The following is a 9,496-nucleotide window of genomic DNA, read 5'->3' as shown; positions in this document are numbered from 1 at the left end:
TGGCGCTGGACTAAACAAAGGCCCCCTTTTAGGGGGCTCACACAAAGCCACCTTCTTTAGAAGGTGGTAATTTACTTCTAAAAGCTTGTATGCGCTGCGATTATTCGTCTAGGAAGCTGCGCAGAGTCTCTGAGCGGCTTGGGTGACGAAGTTTACGTAGTGCTTTTGCTTCGATCTGACGGATACGCTCACGAGTAACGTCGAACTGCTTACCAACTTCTTCTAGAGTATGGTCAGTGTTCATGTCAATACCAAAGCGCATACGAAGTACTTTCGCTTCACGTGGTGTTAGACCTGCAAGCACGTCTTTTGTTGCCACTTTAAGGCTAGTTGCTGTTGCAGAATCTAGCGGAAGTTCTAGCGTTGTATCTTCGATAAAATCACCTAGATGCGAATCTTCGTCGTCACCGATTGGTGTCTCCATTGAGATAGGCTCTTTAGCGATTTTTAGAACTTTACGAATCTTGTCTTCTGGCATTTGCATGCGCTCTGCCAGTTCTTCCGGTAGTGGCTCGCGACCCATCTCTTGCAACATTTGACGAGAGATACGGTTTAGCTTGTTGATCGTTTCGATCATGTGTACCGGAATACGAATCGTACGTGCTTGGTCCGCGATTGAACGAGTGATTGCCTGACGGATCCACCACGTTGCGTAAGTCGAGAACTTGTAACCACGACGATATTCGAACTTATCTACCGCTTTCATCAGACCGATGTTACCTTCCTGGATCAGATCCAAGAACTGTAGGCCACGGTTGGTGTATTTCTTCGCGATAGAAATTACAAGACGCAAGTTCGCTTCAACCATCTCTTTCTTCGCACGGCGAGCTTTTGCTTCACCGATAGACATACGACGGCTGATGTCTTTAATGTTCTGTACGTTTAGAGAAGTCTCTTCTTCAATCATTTTTAGCTTAGCGATTGAACGACGGATTTCTTCTTCGTTACGTTTGATCTTTTCAGCGTATGGCTTGTCTGAAGCAAGAACTTCATCCAGCCAAGCTTCACTTGATTCATTACCAGTGAACAGCGCGATGAATGATTTCTTCGGCATTTTGCCGTATTCAACCACTGACTTCATGATCAGACGCTCTTGAGTACGAACGCGATCCATAGCAGTACGCAGTTCATTCACTAGGTGATCAAACTGTTTAGGCGTTAGACGAAACTCGCGGAATACGTCTAGCATCATTTCATTAGCAACGGTTGCTTTCGGGCTGTTATAGCCGTACTCGTTGATTGCTAATTGAAGATTTTGATAGGTGCTGCGTAGTTGGTTGAATTTCTCTAGCGCTAGCTCTGGGTCGATACCTACATCTTCTTCAGAATCATCTGAATCGTCATCGCTATCTTCGTCGTCATCAACGTCTTCATCGTCTTCTTCTTCTAACTGAGATTCAGTCAGTTCAGAACCGATGTGTGTTGCCGTTGGTGCAGCGGTGTCGTCAGCATCTGGATCTACAAAACCTGAAATTAGGTCTGTAAGACGTAGTTCTTCAGCTTGAACTTTGTCAAATTGCTCAAGAATGTACGGAATTGTGCCTGGGTATTCAGCAACAGACGATTGAACTTGGTTAATACCTTCTTCAATACGTTTTGCGATGTCGATTTCGCCTTCGCGAGTTAGAAGTTCGACAGTACCCATCTCACGCATGTACATACGTACTGGGTCTGTTGTACGACCAATCTCACTCTCTACGCTAGAAAGTGCAGCGGCTGCAGCTTCGGCTGCATCTTCATCGGTAATATTTGTGTCATCGTTCAGTGCTAAATCATCAGCATCAGGAGCAGTTTCTACTACCTTAATGCCCATGTCGTTGATCATCTGAATGATGTCTTCTACCTGTTCTGAATCTACGATTTCAGCAGGTAGGTGGTCATTTACTTCGGCGTAGGTCAGATAGCCTTGTTCCTTGCCTTTAATAACAAGTGACTTTAGCTGTGACTGCGGATTGTGATCCATAGACGGTATCCAACTTCGTAATCTGGTGAAGGAATCAGTATGCGAAATGCAAACCACTTACTATAACAAATTAAATCGTTGCTGACTAATTAAACAGGGTTACGCTTTTAAATCTAGCATAAGTGCTAGCAGCTCCCTTTTCTCTTCGGCTGATAAACCGACACTTCTTGCTTTGGCCTGCAGGTTTTCAATTTGTTTTTCTACGCACTGGGCAATAATTTTATCCAGTGAGTCTAAAAAGATTTCTTCTTGGTTGTCCTCATCGAGTGGAATGTCCCAACTCGCGAGACGAGACAGAAGGGTCTCATTTTGGCTGTTTCGCCAATGCTCTAATAATTGGCCTGTGTTGATATGGGGATGCGCTTGGCATTTATCAAGTACATCAACAAATAAACTTAGACCAGGAATGGGCAAATCTCTAACGCTAGTTAGATCTGGCACCATACTTACGTATTGTGGGTTTTGAATCAGTAACGCGATCACTTCTCGCATCGGTGTTCGCTTGATTTCTTTATGAGGTTGAGGCCTTTTATCCTCTTTACCTTGTTTTGAAATTAGCTGCTGTAGTTGGCGTTCATCAACCAAACCCAAACGGCGGCCAAGCAATTCTCTCAAGTATAGTCTTAAAGTGCCGCCAGGGACTTTATCAATGAGAGGAACCGCAAGAGTACTCAGTTTTGCCATGCCTTCTTTCGTGCTCATGTCGACCTGCTGAGTCAATGAGCTGAACATGAATTCAGACAAGGGCATCGCATTAGACACTTGCTGCTCAAATGCTTGTTTTCCGTTTTGCCGGATATAAGAGTCGGGATCTTCTCCATCCGGCAAAAACATGAATTTTAACTGGCGACCATCAGTTAGGTAAGGCAATGCATTTTCCATGGCACGCCACGCTGCTTCACGGCCTGCGCGGTCACCGTCATAACAACACACGACGGTGCTTGTTTGCCTGAATAACACTTGCAAGTGATCGCCCGTTGTCGAGGTTCCCAATGAGGCAACGGAATAATCTACGCCATATTGAGCAAGCGCGACAACATCCATATAGCCTTCAACCACTAAAATTTGTGGTGGCTCACGGTACGCTTGTAGTACTTCATAAAGGCCATACAACTCTTTACCTTTATGAAATATCGGGGTTTCGGGTGAGTTGAGATATTTTGGTGTCCCATCACCTAATACTCGACCACCAAAGCCTATTACTCGACCGCGTCTGTCTCGAATAGGAAACATCACTCGACCACGGAATCGGTCGTAGCGGTTGCCTTTATCGTTTTCAATCAACATGCCGCCAGTGACGAGCATGTCTTGGTTTTCTTTATTCTGGCCAAAGTTCTTACGAACTAAATCCCATTCATCAGCCACATAGCCGATGCCAAACTTCTGGACGATTTCACCAGACAGGCCGCGATCTTTTAGATACTCAATCGCCACCTTACTTGCTGGCTGTTTGAGTTGGTTACGATAAAATTGAGCAATGCTGCCCATTAAGTCGTATAGGTTACGTTTTTCACTGCTGCTTGCTTGTGGGCCTGATTGAAACGAACCATTACCGCCGCTACGTTGTTCGCGAGGAACATCTAAACCCAAGTATGAAGCGAGTTCTTCAATGGCTTCGACGAATTCTAGTCGGTCGAATTCCATCAAAAAATCGATGGCATTTCCATGCGCGCCACAACCAAAACAATGGTAGAACTGCTTTTCTTGACTGACACTGAATGAGGGTGTCTTTTCGTTGTGGAAAGGGCAGCATGCGCCGTAGTTTTTGCCTTTTTTCTTAAGTTTCACACGTGCGTCGATGATATCGACAATATCAAGTCGAGCTAGAAGGTCATCGATAAAACTGCGAGGGATGTGTCCAGCCATAAAACCTAACAAAAAAAGAAGATGATGAGTGGAGTGAATGCCTTAAAAGAATGAGCGTATTGCCCATTGATTTCATTCCATCCATCCAGATACAAACAAGCCGTGCGCTCCAAAGGATAGCACGGCTTGCTGCAATTGGGTGGGGTACCTTAAGCCAATTTAGCGCGAACTAAACCGCTTACTTTACCCATATCTGCACGCCCTTGAATTTGCGGTTTCAGAACGCCCATTACTTTGCCCATGTCTTGCATGCCAGCTGCGCCAGATTCAGCAATCGCGTTCTCGATGAGAGCCGCTACTTCTTCGTCTGTCAGTGGTTGAGGCATAAAGTCCTCAAGAACGGTAATTTCTGCTTGTTCCGCATCAGCAAGATCTTGACGACCCGCTGCTTCAAACTGCGCTACAGAGTCGCGACGTTGTTTAACCATCTTGGTCAATACTGCAAGAATGTCGTCATCGTTCAGAGTAATCTGTTCGTCAACTTCACGTTGCTTGATTGCTGATAGGGCTAAACGAATAGTACCAAGGCGCAATTTGTCCTTGGCTTTCATCGCTAATTTTTGCTCTTCTTTGAGTTGATCAATCAGAGCCATAACTAAATTCCTTTTGGAGCTCAGTTATTAGTACAGGCGAACGCGACGAGCGTTTTCGCGAGCTAGCTTCTTAGCGTGACGCTTTTGAGCAGCTGCTTTAGCGCGTTTGCGAACTGTAGTTGGTTTTTCGTAGTGCTCACGACGACGCACTTCAGAAAGGATACCTGCTTTTTCGCAAGAGCGCTTAAAACGACGTAGAGCAACGTCGAACGGTTCGTTTTCACGTACTTTAACTACTGGCATATGCCTTTCACCTCAGGGGTTATTCGTTAACGCTGGTATTCAACAGACCAAATCACAATTGTTAGGTCTCTTACCAGCTTGATCAAAAATGGTGCGGAATTTTAATCCGATCACAACTACTTTGTAAAGCCTTTTGTCGATTATTGTCTGTACAAAATTTGTTTGCAGCACCAAGGCGAGGTAATATGACGCCCAAATTTCCTCTATACAGAAAGCATACTGAGAAAACCATGCGCATTATTGGTATTGAAACCTCTTGTGACGAGACTGGCATCGCAATTTATGACGATGAAAACGGTCTCTTGTCACACAAGCTATACAGCCAAGTAAAACTGCACGCAGATTACGGCGGTGTGGTGCCTGAGTTGGCTTCACGTGACCACGTAAAGAAAACCATTCCTCTTATTAAAGAGGCACTAAAAGAAGCGAACTTAACTTCAAAAGACATCGATGGTGTCGCGTATACCGCGGGGCCTGGTCTTGTTGGGGCGCTATTAGTGGGTGCGACTATCGGTCGCAGTATTGCTTATGCTTGGGGAGTGCCAGCGGTACCTGTTCATCATATGGAAGGTCACCTATTGGCCCCAATGTTGGAAGATAACCCTCCACCGTTCCCGTTTGTGGCGGTATTAGTATCGGGCGGCCACTCTATGATGGTGGAAGTGAGAGGCATCGGTGAGTACAAAATTCTAGGTGAGTCGATTGATGATGCGGCGGGCGAAGCGTTTGATAAAACAGCGAAGCTAATGGGTTTGGATTACCCAGGCGGTCCACTATTATCTAAACTGGCGGAAAAAGGTACACCGGGCCGCTTTAAGTTCCCACGCCCAATGACGAATGTGCCAGGTTTGGACATGAGTTTCTCTGGTCTAAAAACCTTTACGGCTAACACGATTGCTGCAAACGGTGATGACGAGCAAACTCGCGCGGACATCGCATTGGCATTTGAAGAGGCTGTGTGTGCTACGTTGGCTATTAAATGTAAGCGCGCGCTTGAGCAAACAGGCATGAAACGCATTGTTATTGCTGGTGGTGTGAGTGCTAACCGTCGTTTGCGAGCTGAGTTAGAGAAGTTAGCGAAGAAAGTTGGCGGCGAAGTTTACTACCCACGTACTGAGTTCTGTACAGATAACGGTGCGATGATCGCTTACGCAGGCATGCAGCGCTTGAAGAATGGCGAAGTGGCTGACATGTCAGTAGAGGCTCGTCCACGTTGGCCAATTGATCAACTAACACCTGTCGCTTAGTCAAATTTATGCGGTAGGTTTGAAACCGGTTCTGTGTAATAAAGGTCTCTGCTCCTCAGAGGCCTTTATTTTTAATTATTCAATGAACCGCCTCGTTTTACATTCTGACTGATGCGAGCAGTTCGCTATTGTTTCAGTGCTAGGATGACGTGGAAGAATAAGAAATGGATATAACAATGAATAAGTTTGAAATTGAAGGTCAGCAACTTGCTTATCTAGATAAAGGTGAGGGCCCTGTGCTTCTATTTGGTCATAGTTACCTTTGGGATAGCCAAATGTGGGCGCCGCAAGTTGAGGTTTTAAGCCAGTCATTCCGTTGTATTGTGCCAGATCTTTGGGCACATGGTGAATCGGACGCTGCACCTGCATCGACACAGTCATTGGCCGACTATGCACAACATATGTTGGCATTGATGGATCATTTAGATATCGAAGAGTTCTCGATAGTGGGCTTATCTGTTGGCGGCATGTGGGGAGCAGAGCTAACGGCTCAAGCGCCGCAACGTGTTAAGTCACTGGTATTGATGGATACCTTCATTGGCTGGGAGCCAGAAGTTACGTATAAGAAGTATTTTGCAATGCTTGATACCATCAGCCAAGTCCAAGCAGTGCCTGCGCCAATTATTGAAGTCGTTGTGCCGCTGTTCTTTGCCAACAACGTCAATCAGGATAATCCTAAACTTGTCGCTTCATTCAAACGCAGTTTAGAAGACCTGAATGGTGAGCGTGCGGTGGAAGTCGCTCGCATAGGGCTCATGGTGTTTGGTCGCCGTGATGTGATTGAGGATTCGGAAAAATTTGCTCTGCCGACGTTAATTGCAGTGGGCTGTGAAGATAAACCACGTCCAGTTTTTGAATCTTATTTAATGAAAGACTGTATCACAGGCAGTGAGTTGGTGGAGATTCCCCAAGCTGGACACATCAGTTGTTTAGAGCAACCTGAGTTCGTCAACCAGATGTTGTTGAACTTCCTGAATCGAGTTCATGCATAACCAATACATCCTTCTTTAAACGAAAAACTCGGCATTAAGCCGAGTTTTTTTGTGTCAGTTTTTTCTCGCCGATTTTTGGCTCGTCGCCAGACAAAAGCCGACGAATATTTTGATGATGCTTAAATACGATTAAGCAGCACAGCATAGCAACAGGTAACGTGTATTGCGGTTTAAACATCCAAGTATAAAACGGAGTGACCAAAACCGTGACGAGAGCCGCTAAGGATGAATAGCGGAATAGCGCGGCTACTGACAGCCAAGTTAACATTACCAATCCTGTTAAGTCCAAACCAATCGGAGCGATAGCGCCAAGCGCGGTTGCGACACCTTTTCCGCCTTTAAAGTGGAAAAAGATAGGGTACATGTGGCCAAGACAGGCAGCAATGGCGATGACGCCAAGAATGATAGGGTCGATACCAAGAAAGTATCCGCCCCACACGGGGATAGTGCCTTTGAGCATATCGCACAACAAGACTGAAACAGCGGCTCCTCTTCCGCCAATACGCAATACGTTCGTTGCTCCAGGATTGTTAGATCCCACACTGCGTGGGTCTGGCAGTTTTAAGAGTCGACAGATCAAAACCGCACTGGAAACCGAACCTAATAAATAGGCGGCCATTGTCATTATCAGTGCCAGTGCGTCCATAGAAGTCCTTGATGGATTGGAATTTAATGCTCGGTTCCCGCGTAGTTGCTATCATACCCCGAATTTACATAATGCAGAAATCCTCACTGTGATAGAGCTTGCATTATGTGATTTCTTGTATATAAAGATGCTTTCGCAGTTTATACCTAAGTAACATTGTGATGACCAAAGTAAATGTTACTTAGGTATAGAATACTACGATCAAATTACCCCTCACGGGTATCCGACCTCTGTAATAGAAGGACATAAGATGGCTCTGGATAAAGTTTTTATTGAACAGTTAGAAGTAATCACCACAATTGGCGTGTACGACTGGGAACAACAAATCAAACAAAAGTTGGTTCTAGATATTGAAATGGCACACGATAATAAACCTGCGGGCAAAAGTGATGATGTGCAAGATGCACTGGATTATTCGCAGGTGAGTGAGGCGGTACTTAACCACATTGAAAATGGTCGTTTCTTACTGGTCGAGCGCGTGGCTGAAGAAGTAGCAGAGCTTATCATGCAGCGTTTCTCTGTGCCTTGGGTGAAAATCCGCCTAGCGAAGCCTGGCGCCGTGCCACAAGCACGTGCTGTTGGTGTGGTGATTGAGCGAGGCCGAGCATGATCACCACCTATATCGGTGTTGGGACGAACGTAGAAAGAGAGCAACATGTGCTTGCTGCGTATCAGGAGCTGCAACGGCTTGGAGAAAATCTCCTCGTATCACCGATATATGAATGCGAACCTATTGGTTTTAGCAGCAAGAATTTCTACAACTTTGTCGTTGCAATGCGTACCGAGTTGTCATTAGAAGAGTTGAGCCATCAACTACGCGAGATTGAATTTAAGTGGGGACGCGAAGAAAACGCGCAAAAGTATCAGGATCGAACACTGGATCTCGATATAGTGTTGTTCGGTGAGCGCGTCTCCAAGAAAAAACCTGAGCTACCTCGCAGTGATATCTACAAATATCCTTTTGTCACAAAGCCGCTGTATGATCTCGAACCGCAATTAGTGATCCCAGGCGATGGACGCACAGTCGCAGACATTTGGCATGCTATGCAGCCAGTCGATTCGCTCAAACCCGTTTCCTTTCATTTTTAATTTGAGTTGTTTACATGAGTTATTTTGAAGCCTTTATTTTGGCTCTGATTCAGGGGCTGACAGAGTTTTTGCCTATCTCAAGCTCTGCCCATTTGATCCTGCCTTCCGCTATTTTAGGATGGGAAGACCAAGGTCTGGCCTTTGATGTTGCTGTTCACGTCGGTACATTAATGGCTGTCGTGATCTATTTTCGTCATGAAGTAATCACTTTGTTTCAAGCGTTATTTGCTTCGATCTTTAAAGGAGATCGCAGTAAAGAAGCTAAATTGGCTTGGATGATCGTGATTGCGACGATTCCAGCTTGTGTGTTCGGCTTATTGATGAAAGACATCATTGAAGTGTATCTACGTAGCGCTTACGTCATCGCGACTACCACGATCGTATTTGGCTTGTTGCTATGGTGGGTAGACAAAAACGCTGAACTCGTTGCCGATGAATACCAAACGGGTTGGAAGAAAGCTGTATTTATCGGTATTGCCCAAGCCTTAGCGATGATTCCTGGAACTTCACGTTCAGGGGCGACCATTACAGCAGCGCTTTACCTTGGCTTTACTCGAGAAGCGGCTGCCCGCTTTTCATTTTTAATGTCGATCCCAATCATTACATTAGCTGGTAGCTACTTAGGTATGAAGTTAGTGACCAGTGGTGAACCTGTCCATGTTGGTTTCTTACTGACTGGCATTATCACATCGTTTATCAGTGCGTACATCTGTATCCACTTCTTCTTGAAGATGATTTCACGCATGGGCATGACACCGTTTGTGATTTACCGTCTGATTTTGGGCGTCGGTTTGTTCGCTTTTCTATTAAGTGCATAATTGATGTTAACGAAAAACGCCCGTGAAATCCGCGGGCGT

Annotated in this window: 10 protein-coding genes; 5 read left to right on the top strand and 5 right to left on the bottom strand. The window is 45.5% G+C overall.

Going from position 1 to position 9,496, the window contains the following annotated elements:
* Positions 1 to 100: 100 nt before the first annotated feature.
* The 4 genes from rpoD to rpsU form a co-directional block, all read right to left on the bottom strand.
* Complete coding sequence (gene rpoD / locus R7M92_RS16165) at positions 101 to 1,963, bottom strand: RNA polymerase sigma factor RpoD (protein WP_005395986.1); 1,863 nt, start codon at positions 1,961 to 1,963, stop codon at positions 101 to 103.
* Between the two features lie 99 nt (positions 1,964 to 2,062).
* On the bottom strand, positions 2,063 to 3,829 hold the full coding sequence (gene dnaG / locus R7M92_RS16160) for a DNA primase (protein ID WP_005379719.1): 1,767 nt from the start codon (positions 3,827 to 3,829) through the stop codon (positions 2,063 to 2,065).
* 149 nt (positions 3,830 to 3,978) lie between these two features.
* The gene (locus tag R7M92_RS16155; protein WP_005379720.1) at positions 3,979 to 4,422 is read right to left on the bottom strand and encodes a GatB/YqeY domain-containing protein; all 444 of its coding nucleotides are present in this window, start codon (positions 4,420 to 4,422) and stop codon (positions 3,979 to 3,981) included.
* Between the two features lie 27 nt (positions 4,423 to 4,449).
* Positions 4,450 to 4,665, bottom strand: a complete 216-nt coding sequence (gene rpsU / locus R7M92_RS16150) for a 30S ribosomal protein S21 (protein ID WP_001145625.1) — start codon at positions 4,663 to 4,665, stop codon at positions 4,450 to 4,452.
* Between the two features lie 230 nt (positions 4,666 to 4,895).
* Here rpsU and tsaD point away from each other — a divergent pair, with 230 nt between their 5' ends.
* Together tsaD and R7M92_RS16140 are read left to right on the top strand one after the other, a co-directional pair.
* On the top strand, positions 4,896 to 5,912 hold the full coding sequence (gene tsaD / locus R7M92_RS16145; RefSeq protein WP_005379854.1) for a tRNA (adenosine(37)-N6)-threonylcarbamoyltransferase complex transferase subunit TsaD: 1,017 nt from the start codon (positions 4,896 to 4,898) through the stop codon (positions 5,910 to 5,912).
* Positions 5,913 to 6,088: 176 nt separating this feature from the next.
* Positions 6,089 to 6,904 carry an alpha/beta fold hydrolase gene (locus R7M92_RS16140; protein WP_318133826.1) on the top strand — a complete coding sequence of 272 codons (816 nt, stop codon included), beginning with the start codon at positions 6,089 to 6,091 and terminating at the stop codon, positions 6,902 to 6,904.
* 34 nt (positions 6,905 to 6,938) lie between these two features.
* Here R7M92_RS16140 and plsY read toward each other — a convergent pair whose 3' ends face one another.
* A complete protein-coding gene (gene plsY, locus R7M92_RS16135; protein WP_005379857.1) occupies positions 6,939 to 7,550 on the bottom strand; it encodes a glycerol-3-phosphate 1-O-acyltransferase PlsY in 612 nt (203 codons plus the stop codon).
* Between the two features lie 250 nt (positions 7,551 to 7,800).
* Between plsY and folB the strand changes: the two genes are divergently transcribed.
* From folB to R7M92_RS16120, 3 genes are read left to right on the top strand one after another with little or no spacing between them, the layout of a single operon-like run.
* A complete protein-coding gene (gene folB / locus R7M92_RS16130; protein ID WP_005387458.1) occupies positions 7,801 to 8,160 on the top strand; it encodes a bifunctional dihydroneopterin aldolase/7,8-dihydroneopterin epimerase in 360 nt (119 codons plus the stop codon).
* Positions 8,157 to 8,639 carry a 2-amino-4-hydroxy-6-hydroxymethyldihydropteridine diphosphokinase gene (gene folK / locus R7M92_RS16125; RefSeq protein ID WP_005387457.1) on the top strand — a complete coding sequence of 161 codons (483 nt, stop codon included), beginning with the start codon at positions 8,157 to 8,159 and terminating at the stop codon, positions 8,637 to 8,639. Before folB ends, folK begins: the two co-directional genes overlap by 4 nt.
* 14 nt (positions 8,640 to 8,653) lie before the next feature.
* The gene (locus tag R7M92_RS16120) at positions 8,654 to 9,457 is read left to right on the top strand and encodes an undecaprenyl-diphosphate phosphatase (protein WP_137281697.1); all 804 of its coding nucleotides are present in this window, start codon (positions 8,654 to 8,656) and stop codon (positions 9,455 to 9,457) included.
* Positions 9,458 to 9,496: the final 39 nt, after the last annotated feature.

The sequence above is a fragment of the Vibrio sp. Vb2880 genome (assembly GCF_033337975.1).
GTDB lineage: Bacteria > Pseudomonadota > Gammaproteobacteria > Enterobacterales > Vibrionaceae > Vibrio > Vibrio alginolyticus.
This window is presented reverse-complemented; position numbering and strand designations above follow the sequence as displayed.

Bases quoted from the DNA above. Each gene is read 5' to 3' on its own strand.
- rpoD (WP_005395986.1), bottom strand. From the start codon at position 1,963: ATGGATCACAATCCGCAGTCACAGCTAAAGTCACTTGTTATTAAAGGC.
- dnaG (WP_005379719.1), bottom strand. From the start codon at position 3,829: ATGGCTGGACACATCCCTCGCAGTTTTATCGATGACCTTCTAGCTCGA.
- R7M92_RS16155 (WP_005379720.1), bottom strand. From the start codon at position 4,422: ATGGCTCTGATTGATCAACTCAAAGAAGAGCAAAAATTAGCGATGAAA.
- rpsU (WP_001145625.1), bottom strand. From the start codon at position 4,665: ATGCCAGTAGTTAAAGTACGTGAAAACGAACCGTTCGACGTTGCTCTA.
- tsaD (WP_005379854.1), top strand. From the start codon at position 4,896: ATGCGCATTATTGGTATTGAAACCTCTTGTGACGAGACTGGCATCGCA.
- R7M92_RS16140 (WP_318133826.1), top strand. From the start codon at position 6,089: ATGAATAAGTTTGAAATTGAAGGTCAGCAACTTGCTTATCTAGATAAA.
- plsY (WP_005379857.1), bottom strand. From the start codon at position 7,550: ATGGACGCACTGGCACTGATAATGACAATGGCCGCCTATTTATTAGGT.
- folB (WP_005387458.1), top strand. From the start codon at position 7,801: ATGGCTCTGGATAAAGTTTTTATTGAACAGTTAGAAGTAATCACCACA.
- folK (WP_005387457.1), top strand. From the start codon at position 8,157: ATGATCACCACCTATATCGGTGTTGGGACGAACGTAGAAAGAGAGCAA.
- R7M92_RS16120 (WP_137281697.1), top strand. From the start codon at position 8,654: ATGAGTTATTTTGAAGCCTTTATTTTGGCTCTGATTCAGGGGCTGACA.